The organism is Exiguobacterium sp. RM11 (assembly GCF_059821525.1).
In genome coordinates, this window is sequence record NZ_CM187558.1 from 2,652,976 (window position 1) to 2,668,548 (window position 15,573).

Genomic DNA, 15,573 nt, shown 5'->3' on the forward strand with positions numbered 1-15,573 from the left:
TTTTATTTGACGTCTACCATTTCCATCACGTGCTCATGAAGATCATGACCTTTCGTGACGTGAACTTGAACGTTGTATGCACCAGATTCAGTAAAGGTGTACATTCCTTTGTACATCCCAGCATCTGCTTCCTCTAACTTCACCCACTCATGTTTCTCCGCTCCGTCTTGGAAGATTTCGAGTTGCACGTCTGCCCCCGCTAACATCTCCTCTTCAATCATAACGTGAACCATGAACGGTTGTTCCTCACCTGCTGTCGCCTCTTTCGGGTCAAGCGTGATATCCGCTCCAGCGTGGTGGTGATGCTCACTCTCTTCTTCCGCTTCAGCAGCCGTTTCTGGATGTCCAACCGTCACATTCGTCGTCGGCATCGTGTGCATCGAACGCGCTGTCACGTGAACTTGGACCGTATAGACCGCTTCTTCCGCAAACGTCATCTCTGCTTCATAGACACCATCTTTCGTGAGTGACGCCTTGATCATGTCACTTTCTTCTTTCGCACCGTTCTTCCATACTTCGAACTTGATCTCATCCGCATCGTCTACAGGTTGACCATTTTGCGTGACTGTTACAGATAACGGTACCGCTTCTCCTTTTTCTGCCGTCGCAGCAACCGTCAACTCTGCCTCTACTGGTTCCATCGATTGTGGAACAGCTGCGCTCTCCGCTTCCTTCTCCGTACCACACGCACCGAGTACGAACAACCCGATGAGCCCCAACACGACCCCAAACCGTGTCATCACCTTTTTCATCATAAGTCCTCCTTATAAATCGCTTACATCTTTCACACATTGTTCATGATACCATCTCTTTCCAAAAAGAGTGTGAGCATTCTGTGAGATATCCCACGATACATTCTCACAAATTTCACACATATAGTTGAATCAAAATTTATTGAGTACATTTCCGAATTTTAGTCCATCATTTCTAAAAAGGGGTATATAAAATATATCAAGGTCAATCATTTGGAAAGTCTTAACATCAAGAGAGTTACATCATGAATGGAGGCGAATTCAGATGAAACGTAAGGTCATTCGTGGGGCGATGGCACTGTTCATCTTATTGGCGATGGTGATCACACAATCGATTTCCGTCAGTGCCGCCGCTTCAAAATTTGTCACGAGCGTGAACACGACGAGCAAGGTCGTCGCATTGACGTTCGATGACGGGGCAGACGGGGCGAACACGAACAAGATTTTAGACATTTTAGCAAAAAACAATGTCAAAGCCACTTTCTTTTTAACGGGGTCGGGCGCAAATAACCATCCACAGTACATTAAAAACATCGCCGCAAAAGGGCATCAGCTCGGAAATCACTCGTACACACATCCAGACTTCACCAAACTGACTGCTACACAAATGAAATCCGAGCTCGATCGCACGGAAGCTTTGATTAAATCGTTGACCGGAAAAACGACAAAACCGATTTTCAGAGCCCCGTTTGGTGCAGTGAATAGTACCGTATTGAGCGGTGTCGGGGCTGCAGGATACGGATACACGATTCAATGGAACATTGATACGATTGACTGGAAAGGGTTGACCGCGAGCCAAATCAACACGAAAGTTCAGACTAACATCAAACCGGGTTCAATCGTCTTGATGCATACAGGTGCGGGTGCACCGGGGACCCCACTCGCATTACCGACGATGATTTCGCAACTCAAAGCAAAAGGGTACCAATTCGTCACGGTCTCGCAATTACTCGCCTATCAAAACACGTCCACGAACAAAACGTATACCGTGAAGTCCGGTGACACATTGTACAGCATCGCACGGACGTATGGCGTCACCGTATCCGCTTTAGCGGCAGCTAACAATATCACCAACTATAGCTTAATCTATGTCGGACAAGTGCTCATCATTCCAGGAACAACCGTCACTCCACCACCTACAACGACCGTGAAATACACCGTGAAATCGGGCGACACGCTTTACAAGATTGCGACGATGTACAATACCACCGTCGCGAAAATTGCAGCCGCTAACAATATCACCAACGTCAACTCCATCACTGTCGGTCAGGTGCTCATCATTCCAGGAACAACCGTCACACCTCCACCTACAACAACTGTGAAATACACCGTAAAGTCGGGCGACACACTGTATAAGATTGCGACGATGTACAATACCACCGTCGCGAAAATTGCAGCCGCCAATAACATCACGAACGTTAACCTCATCAGTGTCGGGCAAGTGTTGACCATTCCGAAATGAGTGAACCGTGAATCTTTTCCTCTACTTGTGACGTATCGTATGCAAACAGGAAAAGAGGAATCGCTATGACTCGAATCGCAATCCGCGTTAGTATCGCTGCACTCATCGGACTTGGTGTCTCCATTACCACATTCTCGATTTTGATTTGGCTCGGTTATGAACAAGCACTCACATCCGGTGAGCCAATCCAATTCTTCACTCGTGACATTTATCAATTCGAAAACGAGGTCGGAGTCGCCAATCAGAATCAGATGGCCATACTTGGTGCAGGTTTTATGGGAATCGCTATTCTCGTCGGAGAAATTGGGGCACGCCTCAAACAAAAATAACCGCTGCGCGTGCAGCGGTTATTTTACATTCATTAATTTGTGAATTGCTCTGCTTCTGTCGAACCGGCGAGTGCTGTCGTTGATGATTGCCCACCTGAAATAACGAGTGAGACTTCATCGAAGTAACCCGTCCCGACTTCACGCTGATGACGTGTCGCCGTGTATCCATGTACTTCAGCCGCAAATTCTGCTTGTTGTAACTCCGAGTACGCTGCCATGCCGCGATCTTTGTACCCGCGTGCGAGCTCGAACATGCCGAAGTTGAGCGCGTGGAATCCAGCGAGTGTGACGAACTGGAACTTGTAGCCCATTGCGCCGATTTCTTGTTGGAATGTCGCAATCTCTTCGTCTGATAGCTTCTTCTTCCAGTTAAATGATGGCGAGCAGTTGTAAGCGAGTAGCTTCCCTGGATACTTCGCATGGATCGCTTCGGCAAATTGACGTGCCTCTGCCAAATCTGGTTCAGACGTCTCACACCAGACGAGGTCTGCATATGGTGCATAAGCGAGACCACGAGCGATGGCTTGCTCGATACCAGCCTCCGTACGATAGAAGCCTTCTGGTGTACGCTCTCCAATGATGAACGGGTGATCGATTGGATCGATGTCGCTCGTGATCAAGTTCGCCGCGTGCGCATCTGTCCGCGCTACGATGATTGTCGGAACGCCCATGACGTCTGCCGCGAGTCGAGCCGAAATCAAGTTTTTCACAGCCGTCTGGGTTGGGAGTAACACCTTCCCACCGAGGTGACCACATTTCTTCTCAGACGAGAGTTGGTCTTCGAGGTGAACACCGGCAGCACCTGCTTCGATCATTGCCTTCGTCAATTCGAATACGTTGAGGACACCACCGAACCCCGCTTCCATATCCGCGACAATCGGTGCGAACCAATGCGTATCGCCTTTTCCTTCTGCCGTTTGAATTTGATCGGCACGTTGAAGCGCCTGGTTGATTCGTTTGACGACACTCGGAACCGAGTTGGCCGGATATAGACTTTGGTCTGGGTACATATGACCCGATAGGTTCGCATCCGCCGCTACTTGCCAGCCGCTCAAGTAAATCGCTTCGAGTCCTGCCTTCACTTGCTGAATGGCCTGGTTCCCTGTCAACGCGCCGAGTGCATGAACATAATCACGCTCGTGCATCAATTGCCACAGGCGTTCCGCTCCTTTTGTCGCAAGCGTTTGTTCAATCACGATGGACCCTCGTAATTTCATGACGTCTTCTACAGAGTATGGACGTTCTACCCCTTCAAATCGTTCTGACTTCCAACTGTTCACCAATTCTTCGCGTTGTTTCATCAATAAACCCTCCTGTATTATATTAATTTCATTAAATGATATTTGTTATATAACAGATAGCCCAAATTAAACAATTTAGTCGAGGTAAGCACAGCACTCCAATGCCGCTTTGAACGTCGAGTGCTCCATCCCGCAGCAACGACATACGTTCTCTTCGTCCCGATCTTCCGGTTTGCGGAAGACGACGACTTCATCAATCGGCTCTTTCATGATTTGGAGCGAACCGTCGGCGCGATCCAAGACGAGGCGCATCAAGTCATTGCCGTATACGAATGCTGTATTCGCTAAAGATGCTGTCGATTCTCCAGATACGATGCGGCGGACGACCCAACGTTCAATCAACTGTTCGCTTTCCATTTTTTTCGTTGTCATGATGAGGTTCCTCCTTTTAAATTGAACTCCACAGTTTGTCGTTTCATAAATTCACGGCGGCGGCGATGCAAGATTGGTTCCGTGTACCCGTTCGGCTGTTTCAACCCATGAAACACGAGTTCGTGGGCGGCTTGATAGGCGATCGATTGATCGACGTTCGGTGTCATCGGTCGGTAATTCGGATCTGACTCGTTTTGCTCATCGACGACTTGCGCCATCCGATAAAGTGTGACCTCCACTTGATCTGCTGAACAGATGCCGTGATGCAGCCAGTTGGCCACGTGTTGGCTCGAAATCCGGAGTGTCGCTCGGTCTTCCATCAGTCCGATATGGTGAATATCCGGTACTTTCGAACAACCTACACCTTGTTCGACCCAACGAACGACGTATCCGAGCAATCCTTGTAAGTTGTTCTCGAGCTCTTCTTTGATTTCGTCTTGTGAATAGATACGCGTCGCGAGCGGAATGTCGAGGAGCTGTTGTCGCTCATGTTTCGAATGAGGCTGCTTGATCAACTCTCGCTGTACATCAAAAGCATCGAGTTGATGATAGTGCATCGCATGGAGCGTCGCCGCTGTCGGCGAAGGCACCCATGCCGTCGTTGCCCCGGAGCGTACGTGTGCCATTTTTTCACGCATCATGTCCCGCATCCGATCAGGCATCGCCCACATCCCTTTTCCGATTTGTGCTTGATGATGGAACCCGCTCTCGAGACCAGTTGATACATTCAACCGTTCATATGCAGAGAGCCAAGGTGACGTCTTCATTTCTCCCTTTCGACGCATCGGTCCGAGTGTCATCGAGGAATGAATCTCGTCCCCCGTCCGGTCGAGGAATCCCGTGTTGATGAAAACGACCCGCTCTTTTACTTGAGCGATACAATTTTTCAAGTTGAGCGACGTTCGTCTCTCTTCATCCATCACGCCGACTTTTAACGTATGGCGCGGAAGTTCTAACAGATCTTCTACAGCGTCAAACAAGTCATTGGTGAATGCTACTTCTTCAGACCCGTGCATTTTTGGTTTGACGATATAGATCGATCCTTCTCGAGAGTTGAGCCGACGATGTAGATGGCGACTCGCGATCAATGAAGTGAAGATAGCATCAACGATCCCCTCTGGTACCTCACGACCTTCTGCATCAAGGATCAAATCCGTCGTCATCAAGTGTCCGACGTTCCGAATGAATAAGAGCGCGCGTCCTGGGAGGACGACTTCCGTTCCACCTTTTCCAATCAAACGCTTGTCTTCGTTTAAACGCCGAGAGAGTCGCTTCCCATTCTTTTGGAACGAGGCTTCAAGCGTCCCATCCATAAGACCGAGCCAATTACGATACAGATGAACTTTGTCTTCCGCACAAACGGCTGCGACCGAATCCTCACAATCCACGATTGCGGATAGGGCTGATTCGAGCTCGATGTCCATCAGTCCAGCAGGATCGACCTTTCCGACCGGATGCTCGCGGTCAAATTGCAGTTCAACGTGTAAGGCATGGTGTCTGAGCATCAACGTCTTCAACTCGTTCGGTTCCCCGGTGTAACCGACGAAGGAATCATCTGCGAACGATTGCTCGACGTCCCCGATTACCGCATAGGCGATATCGTCACGAACGACGTATCGTGTCACTTCCTTGTGCGACCCTGATGGTAGCGGGAACGTGTCATCCAGAAACTGTTTCGCCAACCGAATGACCTCATTACCGCGAACGGGATTATATGCTCGCCCCTTTTCCATACCGTCTGTCTCGTCAATCATGTCCGTCCCATAAATGGCGTCGTAGAGACTTCCCCATCTGGCGTTGGCGGCATTGAGTGCATATCTCGCATTGTCTAACGGGACGACGAGTTGCGGTCCAGCTTGATGCGCGATTTCGCGATCGACATTCGACACGTCGATGTTAAAATCTTCGACGACCGGTTCGATATAGCCGATTGACGTTAAAAATGTCTCATATTCGATTGCATCGACTTCGTCTTGCCGACTGTACCACTCCTGTAACAATCGCTCATATGTCATGCGCTGCTCCAGAAGTGTCTGATTCACTGGAATGAAACGCTCTAGAAGCGATTCAACGCCTTCCCAAAAAACGTTGATTTCTTGGGGTTCAAGTACTTTTTCATTCATAAATTCAACCAGTTTCTCATGAACATGATACGTATTTAGTCGTTCATAGTGTTCCAAGCGTTAACATCCTCCTTTAATCATTGTTATATATCAGTTGATTAAAATATAGACTATTATATAACAGTTTGACAACCCATTTTTTAAAACTTTTTATTTGAAATCTCATCAGGATGGGTTTACTATACATTGTGTGACCCATCAATGATTGAGTCATCAACGATTCGAGGAGGCGATGTGCATGCGAGATTCTTGCTCGCTCCGTGATCAAATTCTCTATCACATCATCACCGTACAAAAAGAATTGGGGCAATTATTCGACTCTGAAATGGACGGGCTCAGCTTGAGTCGCTACGACATTTTAAGCAACCTGTATCACGTCGGTCCATTGCGACAACGTGAATTGCAACAGCGCGTCGATGTCGACCATGCCGCCATCACCCGACATCTGAAACAATTGGAGACACAAGGACTGATTACGCGGAGACGCTGTGAACAAGACAACCGTGTCATCTATGTCGAGTTGACAGACGATGGTCGTGAGCAAATTGCACATTGGACTGAGCAAAAAGAGTGCTTAACGGACCGACTTTTTGTCAACATGAAGGTAGAGGATCAACAACAGTTATTAGCATCCCTAACGATGTTACAAGATACAATTGACCATGAAAGGAAGACAACAATATGAACACTGCTACACAAAAAGACTTTATGGAGATTGTCAAAGGACGCCGCTCGATTCGTGTGTACGATGAGAACGTCAAAATCTCAAAAGAAGAAATGACCCAAATCCTTGAAGAAGCGACAACAGCTCCTTCATCACTTAACTTACAGCCATGGCGCTTCGTCGTCATCGATAGCGCAGAAGGAAAAGAAACGCTCCTTCCACTCGCAAGCTTCAACAAACGCCAAGTGGAAACATCTTCAGCTGTCATCGCACTCTTCGCTGACTATCAAATGGCAGATTACACAGAAGAGATTTTTGATACAGCAGTAGAGCGCGGTATGATGCCGGCTGAGGTCCGCGACCGTCAAGTCGACATGATCAAAGGCATCTTCAAAGACGCACCGAAAGAAATGGTCAAAGACAGCATCATGCTCGATTCAGGTCTTGTTGCGATGCAACTCATGCTCGTCGCACGTGCGCACGGATATGATACAAACCCGATCGGCGGATACGACAAAGCGAATATTGCTGAAGCGTTCGGTCTCGACAAAGAACGTTACCTTCCAGTCATGCTTCTCTCAATCGGGAAAGCAGCAGAAGAAGGATACCCATCAGTCCGCTTCCCGGTCGACCGCATCACAGACTGGAAATAATTCAAAAGGTTCAATCGCTGAGGCGATTGAACCTTTTTTTCATCCGATATATTTGACGACTTCGTTGAAGTCCCGGCGTGTTTTCGGTGCGAAATCACGCGCCCGATACCCAAATGCAACCATGACCGAAAGTGACCATTCGTCTCGTTCCATCACACCTTCTGAGATGAGCAACTCATCGATTTCTTCTTGATTGAACCCTTCAATCGGGCATGAATCGATTTCGATTTGTGCGGCAGCCGTCATCATATTTCCGAGCGGAATATATGTCTGACGCTTGATCCATTCCTGGAAGACACGCTCATCATCCAAGAGACGATAGTCGTTTTCCTGGAACTCCTGTACCCGTTTCACGCGTTGCGCGTATTCTTCTTCCGTCCGGCCCTGTACACCCTTCACGATATGACGAATGTAGTCCGCATCGTAACGCATGGCTTTCGGTGTTCTTGCGAGAATCAACACGAAGTGGCTCGCGGTCAAAGCCTGACCTTGCGCTCCCCATGCATGATCTTTAATTTTTTGGAGCAAATCTTCCCGACGCACCACGACAAACTGCCACGGTTCAAACCCGAATGAACTCGGTGAAAGACGTCCCGTCTCTAAAATGAACTCCATGTCCTCTTCTTTGATTTTACGATCCGCATCGAACGCTTTCGTCGCTTGACGCCAACGATACGCTTCTAAAATGTCTTTCTTTTTCATCGTGCTCACTCCTCTATTACCAAGATGACTCCATCATATCAAACCGATAAATCAAAAATCGCTCATGAAGATTCTTCAGCGGCAATCGCACCGTTTGTACGTACTGAAAAGGCGTCTCGTCGTTCAAATAATGGAGGTACTCATCCGCCGGATAATATAAAATCACATCGACCGGGCGAGGATTTATTTCAACAGATTCGATGATGTTGGCAATCACTTGGCGGAAGACGTTCACGGAGAACGGATTAAAGAAGTAGAATCGATTCGCATCCGATGGAATCGTAAATTCCTCCGCGAGTCCCTGTTCCAATTGAACACTTCCCCGATTACGATGTTTCTTCGTATAGCACACCCAATTCTGGAGTGCCTCCTCGTGAAATCCACCGTCCATCTCGACACCGATTGCCCGCACGCGAAACGTATACGCCAAATAAAACGGCAAACGTCCTTTGCCCGAACCGAAATCAACAATCGTATCTGTGGACTCTAACGGATAAGCGTCCCGAAGCAAATCGAGTGCCTCGTAAGGAGTCGGTTCATAACGGTGATATTCCGCCGAAAATGGAAATCCTTGCTGTAGTTTGGCCGTCTCGATCTGTAGAAGTTGTTCATATTGCTGTTCGTTCATGATGAACCTCTTTCTTGAATAGATTGGAAGAATGGATGCCGCTCCATCTCTCTCGTAAATGACGTCTGTTCCTGATAGGCGACATACATGACATAAATCGGAACCAACACTTTAAACCAGCTTGGAAGTAAAATGAAGCTTGTCACGCCAAGTGGAATGAGTCGAAACCACAAATTTCGGTGGCTCGGCGTCCTGAAATAGATTAGGATTGCCATCGTCCGTCTGACGGTGCCAAAGCGATTCGGTTTCGGTCGATATAGTGGACGTGTCCGTTCACTCGTCTTCTCGATGGCACCTGACGTCGTCAGCAGGACTCGGTCGAACGAGGCACGCTCACGTTCCCCGATTTCAATCTCGCGACCGATATTCGGATGTTTCGACACCCATCCTTCCCCTACGTATAACGCAAATGTGACCATCATGCTTCCGATCAACACACCGAGTAACACCGACTCAATCAATAGCGCATACACGCCTACAAAAGCAATCAACACGATCAATAATCGTTTCATGAGATGGACGTGTCGGAGGCGAAGTTGATACTGAATCCATGCATGGCACCAGGAGAGTAAGAAAAGCGCGGCTCCGAATGCGAGGATCTCGACAGTGGTTCTTCCCTTCACACGTAGAATCGGTGCGATCAATAGAAGATAGAATCCGTATTGAATCAGGTGTTGAGTCATCTGATATACGACGGAGTACCATTTCAACTGTCGAATGAGATGACGATCTGCCACGAGGATGAGGTCGGCGCGCTCTATCCATACAAACATGCGGTCCTGCCACATCACCCATCCGAACAGGATTGCCCATAACAGGTAAGGCACATCACGCAACCAATCGATATTCCCTTCCCATACGAGCCAGTAGGAATAGCCTGCCCATATGAGAAGAGGAATGACGCCGTATAAGAAAATCGTCCAGTCGACAATCAATCTGACCGTCTTCCACTGTTGTTTCATATAACGGGAGACACGCATCCAAAACAATCGTTTCGCAATCATCGGAGCGCCACATCTTCCATCATGTCAAATAAGGTCATCCCCTCTGTATCGAGTGCTTCACGAATCTCTACTTTCGTCCCACTCGCCAAGAGTTCCCCGTCATCAATCCATACGAACCGGTCACACAACCGCTCGGCCGTATCAAGAACGTGTGTGACTAGTAAAACAGCGGCTCCCCTCGTGCACTCCGCTTCTAACAATCGAAGTAATTGGATGGTGGTCGTTGCATCTAATCCGATAAACGGTTCATCGACAATCAATACATGCGCTTCTTGAATGAGCGCCAATAAAATCATCGCTTTTTGTTTCATCCCTTTTGAAAAAGAGGAGAGATACCGGTCTGTCACATGATCAAGTCGGAAAAGCTGCAACAACTCCTTCGTCTTTTCCTTCGACTCGACACCCGTCAATTCTTGTACGAGCGCAATATGTTCCGATAATGTCAAATAATCGTAGTAAACCGGTTGCTCCGGGATGTACGCATAGCGTTCTATCTCGACGGTTCCTTTCATCCATGGAATCGTTCCTGTCAGACAGGCGATTGTAGTCGTTTTTCCCGCACCGTTCGATCCAATCACCCCTAAAATCTCGCCTGACCGCACATCAAACGAAATGTCTTGAATGACGGGCTCGTTTACCTCATATCCTGCTTTGTCGATTGATACGATCATCTCATGTCCCCCTATCCCAAACGAAATCGAGCGTATTCTCCTTGATTATATTCCAGTATAACCCAAACAATCTGGACAATTGGGAAATGCTCCGGTTGAAGCGGTTTCGTGATGGAACACCCATCATTATTTTTTTCTGAAGATTGAGTTAGATTCGTTTACTTTAGCGTGGTAACGTGAAATGATAATAATAACAACTCTTTTAAAGTGAGGTGACGGTGTGTCTACCACGGAGTACGAACAAGCGACATCTATTTTGCATCACCTCTTTACCGCCTCTTCCTTTGTCGGAATTGATTTTGGTTCTGGCCCAAATCACCATCTCCTTTATTTCAGTCGCCAGGGACTAGAATCCTGGATCTCGATTGAGGGACCGTGGCATGTCCACGCTACACAAAACACGTTTGACGAAGGTGAACAACTTGAACAACTTATGCGGCTTCGTCGTGAACGCATCCATCACGTACGACTCGGTGACGAACATCCCCATCTCGAACTTGAATTTGAATCAGGTTCTCTCCTATTCATAAATGGATTTCAAGAACAATTTGAATGTTGGCAAGCAGGTGACGCACGACCGCTCGGCGGAGACGCCTATCTGTTGGTCGCGATGCCGCAAGGTGAACTTGCTATCTTTGCAGATGGAGACGATGAATGAGTACATGGACGGAGATTGTTTTGTATATGTTGATTGCCGGGGGCGTTAGCCTCGCAATCATCTTATTGCGAAAGATTACGAAAGCATGAAAAAAGCGGCCGAGGCCGCTTTTTTAGTCGAACAAGACCCGCTGCATCCGCTCTGGCGCATCCAAATAGTCGCGCATGACCTTTACATGTTCCAGATCATCAAACGCTGTCGGAGTAAGCCCCGTCTCCACTTGCAAAATCATCGCACCTGGATACGACATCAAAATGGGTGAGTGACTCGCAATGATGAATTGACTGCCGGATTGTACGAGTTCATGCATGCGCGCGAGCATCGTCAGTTGGCGCATCGGTGACAATGCTGCCTCTGGCTCATCCAAAATGTAGAGACCGTCTCCACGAAAACGATGTAGCATGAGGGAGAGAAACGCTTCACCGTGTGACTGTTCATGAAGAGAACGTCCGCCGTATGATTCATAAAACCGTTCAGGATCTCGCCCTGATTTCGCCATCTCGTCCACATAACTTGATAGCTGATATGCCGTCTCGGCACGTAAGAAAAAGCCATCTTTCGGACGATACGGGCCTCGAATCGGACGAAGCGCTTCAAACAAGGAACTATGCGTCGACTCTGTTTCAAATTGGAAGGAAGGTGCTCCGCCTTCTGGATTGAATCCGGCCGCCACGGCCATCCCCTCAATCAATGTCGACTTCCCACTCCCATTCTCTCCGACAAGAAACGTGACAGGATGATGAAACGATAGTTCATCGAGTGTCTGAAAAATCGGTAACGTATACGGATAGCCTGTCGAACGGATTCGTTTCCTCTCTAACCGTACCCCACGCAAAAACAAAGTCATGTCCATTCGATCCAAAATGTCGCTCCCTTCTCTGAATCAACCCCGTAAGAAAGCCCTTGTGCTTCAAGAAGTAATTTCGTGATGGCGAGACCTAGGCCATGTCCGTTCGAGCGGTCTCCTTTCACATACATATCCCAAATGGAATGCTGGATGGTAGGGTCAATTCCCTTCCCTTCATCTGTCACTTCTAATCGATTTGGCGTCAGTCTGATGGTGATGCATCCCCGAGGAGGACTCGCTTCATACGCATTTCTCAAGAAGTTCGAGAGAACCCGTTCCATCGCTAGTCGGTCAGCTTGAATCATTACAGACTCCAATTGTAAATCGAGCGTCACGTCTTTTTGTCGGAACCACTCGGACATGCGTGAAGTCAGTCGACGAATCAAGTCATCTAGTTGAAGCGACTCTATTTCAAGCGGAATCGTACCGGACGACAACTTTGAATATTCGAGCATCTGGTTGACGAGTCGGTCAATCCGGTCCACTTCCTCGGTAATACTTTTCCCGGTCATCGAAATATCCGATGTCTCCACAACACCTAGCTCCAGCATCTCCGCCTCGTTCCGAACGATGGCGAGTGGTGTACGCACATCATGCGTCACCCCGGATATAAATGATTTTTGAAGCACCTCTTTTTCTTGAAGCGATTCATTCATACGACCGACCGTGACGGTCAAATCCCCAATCTCGTCATTCGTCACATTCGGTAGAGTGATGTCGTGTCGTCCCTCCATGATCGATGCGGTCGCTTGCTTCAACTCCACGAGCGGCTGCGTGAGCCGACGACTCATCCAAAATGTGACGCCGATGGCAACCAACAGTGCCAGGATAAACCCACCTGCTAGGATAAGATAGATTTGCTGAAACTGTGGATTCGAGAACGGTACGGGGCTGTACGTCACGATTTGAATATCCCCTTCTTCTTGTAAATACGTCAAGAAGCGGGTGCCGTTCACACTCACTTCGTCCTGAACCGCTAAGTCATTCGGGTCAAGGCTGATCGGCATCATGCGATGCATCCGTCCACCACGTTCGAGTTCGACCCGTTGTCCGTCCTGAAATAGGAGCACGTCTAGTTGACCTGGAATCCCACGTCCCTCTTGAACGGCTTCATACACAATCGCCGCCTCGCGCTCCAATTGTGCATATGTTTCGTCTTCTGCGAAACGTCCGATCAATAATGACGTGAGTCCGAAAGTTAAGAGTGCCATCACAGCAAGTGGTAGAACAGCCGTCCACAGTAATTTCTTCATCAACCGATTCATGACAGTCCCTCTAAGCGATACCCGACCCGGTGAACGGTCTTCAACTGTTCTTTCAGTGTGGGTGATTTATCACGTAATTGTTTAATATGAGTGTCGACCGTACGCGTATCTCCGACGAACGCGTAGTCCCATACGTCGTCGAGCAGGCGATTCCGGTCCAACGCCTCTCCAACGTGCTTCCATAGATATAAAAGTAGTTCATACTCCTTATTTGTCAGTCGAAGCGGATGACCGTTCTCCTGTACCATTCTCGATTTGATGTCGATGGTGAGCGCTCCGAATTGAATCACATCGGTCTGTTTGACGAGACGTTTCAGACGAATCTCTAGCTCTTTCAAGACAATCGGTTTGACCAAGTAGTCGTCTGCCCCGAGCTCCAATCCGAATACGCGATCATCTGCCTCGCCTCGCGCCGTCGTCAAGATGATGGCAGGTGCGGGCTGTTTCGCTTTCAATGTCGGTATCAAGGTCCACCCTTCTCCGTCCGGTAAACGAACATCCAATAAGACTGCATCAAATCGTTGATGCAGCTGTTGTTTCGCCTCACTCAAGGTCATCGCCACAGTCACCTCAAACCCGGCATACGTTAAAAAACGGGACATGCCGTCCGCCAGTTTTTGTTCATCTTCCACAACGAGTACGTTCATCTCCTATCGCCTCCACATCCATTATATCGCACACATCGAACGTCTCACCGTTTCCCAAAGACAATTTGCAGAAATCTTGCAACTCCCTCACAACTTCCGAAGCCTTCAGTTCTACACTTGAAGTAACAAAGGAGGAGATACACATGAAATCAACAAAACTTGCAATCGCCTTGGCGGGTCTTTTAGCCGTCTCGGGCACAGGCGTATATGCCGCGACGAATGACACGACGACAGATGAATCGACAACGACAGCATCCACACAATGCGAACGCGGTGAACGGGGTCCCGGTATGTTCGGTGACCGAGAAGCGGGACATGCAGCTCTCATTGAAGCGCTCGGTTTAACCGAAGAAGAAGTGGATGCTGCTCGCGAAAACGGACAATCACTTCCTGAGCTTGCAGAAGAAAAAGGGATCTCAATTGAAGCGTTCATCGATGCCATCATGACATCGCATGAAGAAAAACTCGCAACCGCTGTAGAAGAAGGAAACTTGACGCAAGAAGAAGCCGATCAAATCCTTGCGGACCACGAAGAACGTTTTGCCGATGTGACGAGTTACGATGATTTAGAAGATGCTCGCGGCATGCGTGGCGGACGTGAAGGGGATCGCCATGGGCATGGTCACGGTCCACATCACGGCGATTCATCCTCTTCAGATGACGATGCTTCAACAGAGAGCGACGTAGAAAATCAAAGCAACAGCTTATAAGTCAAAAGGCAGCCACCGCAAGTGGCTGCCTTTTCATATGACGAGTAATAACAAAGCATAACCCAACAATCCGATTAAAAACGCACCAAAACTACTTTCACGTTCAGCAGGCAACTCTTCTTTCATGACGTTCAAAATCACCCCTCCTGCCAAAAAAGCGACAACGATGGACAAGCCGAGTTCATTTACTTCTGCAAATGTACCGACTCCCCATCCTATAAGCACGGCAAGCGCTAAGAAGATGCGCCCTTGTCGATCGTAAAGTTGCTGATGATGCTGACTCAATCCTTGATCGACCGTGACAAAGTGTATGCCGAGCGCCACAAAGTAAAGGAACATCGTGCCATTCGATTGAAACTCACTTTCTGCGAGTACATAACCGATGCTAAACGTATAAAGAGTGAACGAACCGATGTGAATCCAAAATACATACGGTTTTTGTTTGCGTTTATTCGCCGTCGCGAAACGTTCGAGTCCATAGAAGACAGCCAGCCCTAACATACTGATAATCAAGATATGGTTCTCAAGGGAAGCGAAGACGTTATTTCCAATCTCTCCTTCAAGTTCGCGTTGATATTCATTTAACTCTGGTAAGAGATGAAGAAATACATAAGCAACGGCAATCCCGCCAGCCACTGACAAAAAACGGCTCCTCGGCACTTCACGCACGTGAATGAGCTTTCCTGAAAAAAAGTGAATCACGGCAAAACCGAGTGCAAACCAAAAGCTTAACTCGAACACATGAGCCCCTCCCACATTAAGACTTCTCTCTATGTGCTCTTACC

The 15,573-nt window shown here is 48.2% G+C and carries 18 protein-coding genes; 6 read left to right on the plus strand and 12 right to left on the minus strand.

All coding sequences use genetic code 11. From position 1 onward, the window contains the following. Positions 1-2: 2 nt before the first annotated feature. Positions 3-752 (minus strand): FixH family protein, encoded by a 750-nt coding sequence (locus AC5LIL_RS13875; RefSeq protein WP_499824408.1) that lies wholly within the window; start codon positions 750-752, stop codon positions 3-5. Between the two features lie 265 nt (positions 753-1,017). On the opposite strand from AC5LIL_RS13875, the gene AC5LIL_RS13880 reads away from it, so the two are divergent. Then, positions 1,018-2,214, plus strand: a complete 1,197-nt coding sequence (locus AC5LIL_RS13880) for a LysM peptidoglycan-binding domain-containing protein (protein WP_214785548.1) — start codon at positions 1,018-1,020, stop codon at positions 2,212-2,214. Between the two features lie 65 nt (positions 2,215-2,279). Further along, a complete protein-coding gene (locus AC5LIL_RS13885) occupies positions 2,280-2,543 on the plus strand; it encodes an LlsX family protein (protein WP_214785547.1) in 264 nt (87 codons plus the stop codon). Positions 2,544-2,575: 32 nt separating this feature from the next. Here the strand turns inward: AC5LIL_RS13885 and aceA are convergent, their stop codons facing one another. The 3 genes from aceA to AC5LIL_RS13900 form a co-directional block, all read right to left on the minus strand. Continuing rightward, a complete protein-coding gene (gene aceA / locus AC5LIL_RS13890) occupies positions 2,576-3,844 on the minus strand; it encodes an isocitrate lyase (RefSeq protein ID WP_214746768.1) in 1,269 nt (422 codons plus the stop codon). A 75-nt stretch (positions 3,845-3,919) separates the two neighbouring features. Continuing rightward, positions 3,920-4,216 carry a hypothetical protein gene (locus tag AC5LIL_RS13895; protein ID WP_015880380.1) on the minus strand — a complete coding sequence of 99 codons (297 nt, stop codon included), beginning with the start codon at positions 4,214-4,216 and terminating at the stop codon, positions 3,920-3,922. After that, entirely contained in the window at positions 4,213-6,396 is a 2,184-nt protein-coding gene (locus AC5LIL_RS13900) for a malate synthase G (protein WP_499824409.1), read from the minus strand. The genes AC5LIL_RS13895 and AC5LIL_RS13900 overlap by 4 nt, the downstream gene beginning before the upstream one ends. A gap of 181 nt (positions 6,397-6,577) precedes the next feature. On the opposite strand from AC5LIL_RS13900, the gene AC5LIL_RS13905 reads away from it, so the two are divergent. Then, positions 6,578-7,024, plus strand: a complete 447-nt coding sequence (locus AC5LIL_RS13905) for a MarR family winged helix-turn-helix transcriptional regulator (protein WP_078146066.1) — start codon at positions 6,578-6,580, stop codon at positions 7,022-7,024. After that, positions 7,021-7,656 carry a nitroreductase family protein gene (locus tag AC5LIL_RS13910; protein WP_074036693.1) on the plus strand — a complete coding sequence of 212 codons (636 nt, stop codon included), beginning with the start codon at positions 7,021-7,023 and terminating at the stop codon, positions 7,654-7,656. The genes AC5LIL_RS13905 and AC5LIL_RS13910 overlap by 4 nt, the downstream gene beginning before the upstream one ends. Before the next feature lie 39 nt (positions 7,657-7,695). On the opposite strand, the gene AC5LIL_RS13915 is transcribed toward AC5LIL_RS13910, so the two are convergent. From AC5LIL_RS13915 to AC5LIL_RS13930, 4 genes are read right to left on the minus strand one after another with little or no spacing between them, the layout of a single operon-like run. Further along, positions 7,696-8,358 carry an NAD(P)H-dependent oxidoreductase gene (locus tag AC5LIL_RS13915; protein WP_499824410.1) on the minus strand — a complete coding sequence of 221 codons (663 nt, stop codon included), beginning with the start codon at positions 8,356-8,358 and terminating at the stop codon, positions 7,696-7,698. Between the two features lie 16 nt (positions 8,359-8,374). Further along, the gene (locus AC5LIL_RS13920) at positions 8,375-8,986 is read right to left on the minus strand and encodes a class I SAM-dependent methyltransferase (RefSeq protein WP_499824411.1); all 612 of its coding nucleotides are present in this window, start codon (positions 8,984-8,986) and stop codon (positions 8,375-8,377) included. Further along, positions 8,983-9,990 carry an ABC transporter permease gene (locus AC5LIL_RS13925; RefSeq protein ID WP_499824412.1) on the minus strand — a complete coding sequence of 336 codons (1,008 nt, stop codon included), beginning with the start codon at positions 9,988-9,990 and terminating at the stop codon, positions 8,983-8,985. The genes AC5LIL_RS13920 and AC5LIL_RS13925 overlap by 4 nt, the downstream gene beginning before the upstream one ends. Continuing rightward, complete coding sequence (locus tag AC5LIL_RS13930) at positions 9,987-10,661, minus strand: ABC transporter ATP-binding protein (protein WP_499824413.1); 675 nt, start codon at positions 10,659-10,661, stop codon at positions 9,987-9,989. The genes AC5LIL_RS13925 and AC5LIL_RS13930 overlap by 4 nt, the downstream gene beginning before the upstream one ends. 220 nt (positions 10,662-10,881) lie before the next feature. On the opposite strand from AC5LIL_RS13930, the gene AC5LIL_RS13935 reads away from it, so the two are divergent. Then, a complete protein-coding gene (locus AC5LIL_RS13935) occupies positions 10,882-11,319 on the plus strand; it encodes a hypothetical protein (RefSeq protein WP_499824414.1) in 438 nt (145 codons plus the stop codon). A 112-nt stretch (positions 11,320-11,431) separates the two neighbouring features. Here AC5LIL_RS13935 and AC5LIL_RS13940 read toward each other — a convergent pair whose 3' ends face one another. The 3 genes from AC5LIL_RS13940 to AC5LIL_RS13950 are packed head-to-tail and all read right to left on the minus strand — an operon-like array spanning position 11,432 to position 14,078. Then, positions 11,432-12,172 (minus strand): AAA family ATPase, encoded by a 741-nt coding sequence (locus AC5LIL_RS13940; RefSeq protein ID WP_499825368.1) that lies wholly within the window; start codon positions 12,170-12,172, stop codon positions 11,432-11,434. After that, on the minus strand, positions 12,163-13,431 hold the full coding sequence (locus tag AC5LIL_RS13945; protein ID WP_499824415.1) for a HAMP domain-containing sensor histidine kinase: 1,269 nt from the start codon (positions 13,429-13,431) through the stop codon (positions 12,163-12,165). Before AC5LIL_RS13945 ends, AC5LIL_RS13940 begins: the two co-directional genes overlap by 10 nt. After that, positions 13,428-14,078: a response regulator transcription factor gene (locus AC5LIL_RS13950; protein ID WP_499824416.1), complete on the minus strand. Its 651-nt coding sequence runs from the start codon at positions 14,076-14,078 to the stop codon at positions 13,428-13,430. Before AC5LIL_RS13950 ends, AC5LIL_RS13945 begins: the two co-directional genes overlap by 4 nt. A gap of 143 nt (positions 14,079-14,221) precedes the next feature. On the opposite strand from AC5LIL_RS13950, the gene AC5LIL_RS13955 reads away from it, so the two are divergent. Continuing rightward, positions 14,222-14,788: a hypothetical protein gene (locus tag AC5LIL_RS13955; RefSeq protein WP_214785531.1), complete on the plus strand. Its 567-nt coding sequence runs from the start codon at positions 14,222-14,224 to the stop codon at positions 14,786-14,788. 33 nt (positions 14,789-14,821) lie between these two features. Here the strand turns inward: AC5LIL_RS13955 and AC5LIL_RS13960 are convergent, their stop codons facing one another. Next, positions 14,822-15,529 carry a hypothetical protein gene (locus AC5LIL_RS13960; protein WP_214785530.1) on the minus strand — a complete coding sequence of 236 codons (708 nt, stop codon included), beginning with the start codon at positions 15,527-15,529 and terminating at the stop codon, positions 14,822-14,824. Between the last annotated feature and the right edge of the window lie 44 nt (positions 15,530-15,573).

Coding starts and splice junctions, on each gene's coding strand:
- AC5LIL_RS13875 (WP_499824408.1), bottom strand. CDS start 752: ATGAAAAAGGTGATGACACGGTTTGGGGTCGTGTTGGGGCTCATCGGG.
- AC5LIL_RS13880 (WP_214785548.1), top strand. CDS start 1,018: ATGAAACGTAAGGTCATTCGTGGGGCGATGGCACTGTTCATCTTATTG.
- AC5LIL_RS13885 (WP_214785547.1), top strand. CDS start 2,280: ATGACTCGAATCGCAATCCGCGTTAGTATCGCTGCACTCATCGGACTT.
- aceA (WP_214746768.1), bottom strand. CDS start 3,844: ATGAAACAACGCGAAGAATTGGTGAACAGTTGGAAGTCAGAACGATTT.
- AC5LIL_RS13895 (WP_015880380.1), bottom strand. CDS start 4,216: ATGACAACGAAAAAAATGGAAAGCGAACAGTTGATTGAACGTTGGGTC.
- AC5LIL_RS13905 (WP_078146066.1), top strand. CDS start 6,578: ATGCGAGATTCTTGCTCGCTCCGTGATCAAATTCTCTATCACATCATC.
- AC5LIL_RS13910 (WP_074036693.1), top strand. CDS start 7,021: ATGAACACTGCTACACAAAAAGACTTTATGGAGATTGTCAAAGGACGC.
- AC5LIL_RS13915 (WP_499824410.1), bottom strand. CDS start 8,358: ATGAAAAAGAAAGACATTTTAGAAGCGTATCGTTGGCGTCAAGCGACG.
- AC5LIL_RS13920 (WP_499824411.1), bottom strand. CDS start 8,986: ATGAACGAACAGCAATATGAACAACTTCTACAGATCGAGACGGCCAAA.
- AC5LIL_RS13925 (WP_499824412.1), bottom strand. CDS start 9,990: ATGATTGCGAAACGATTGTTTTGGATGCGTGTCTCCCGTTATATGAAA.
- AC5LIL_RS13930 (WP_499824413.1), bottom strand. CDS start 10,661: ATGATCGTATCAATCGACAAAGCAGGATATGAGGTAAACGAGCCCGTC.
- AC5LIL_RS13940 (WP_499825368.1), bottom strand. CDS start 12,172: ATGGACATGACTTTGTTTTTGCGTGGGGTACGGTTAGAGAGGAAACGA.
- AC5LIL_RS13945 (WP_499824415.1), bottom strand. CDS start 13,431: ATGAATCGGTTGATGAAGAAATTACTGTGGACGGCTGTTCTACCACTT.
- AC5LIL_RS13950 (WP_499824416.1), bottom strand. CDS start 14,078: ATGAACGTACTCGTTGTGGAAGATGAACAAAAACTGGCGGACGGCATG.
- AC5LIL_RS13955 (WP_214785531.1), top strand. CDS start 14,222: ATGAAATCAACAAAACTTGCAATCGCCTTGGCGGGTCTTTTAGCCGTC.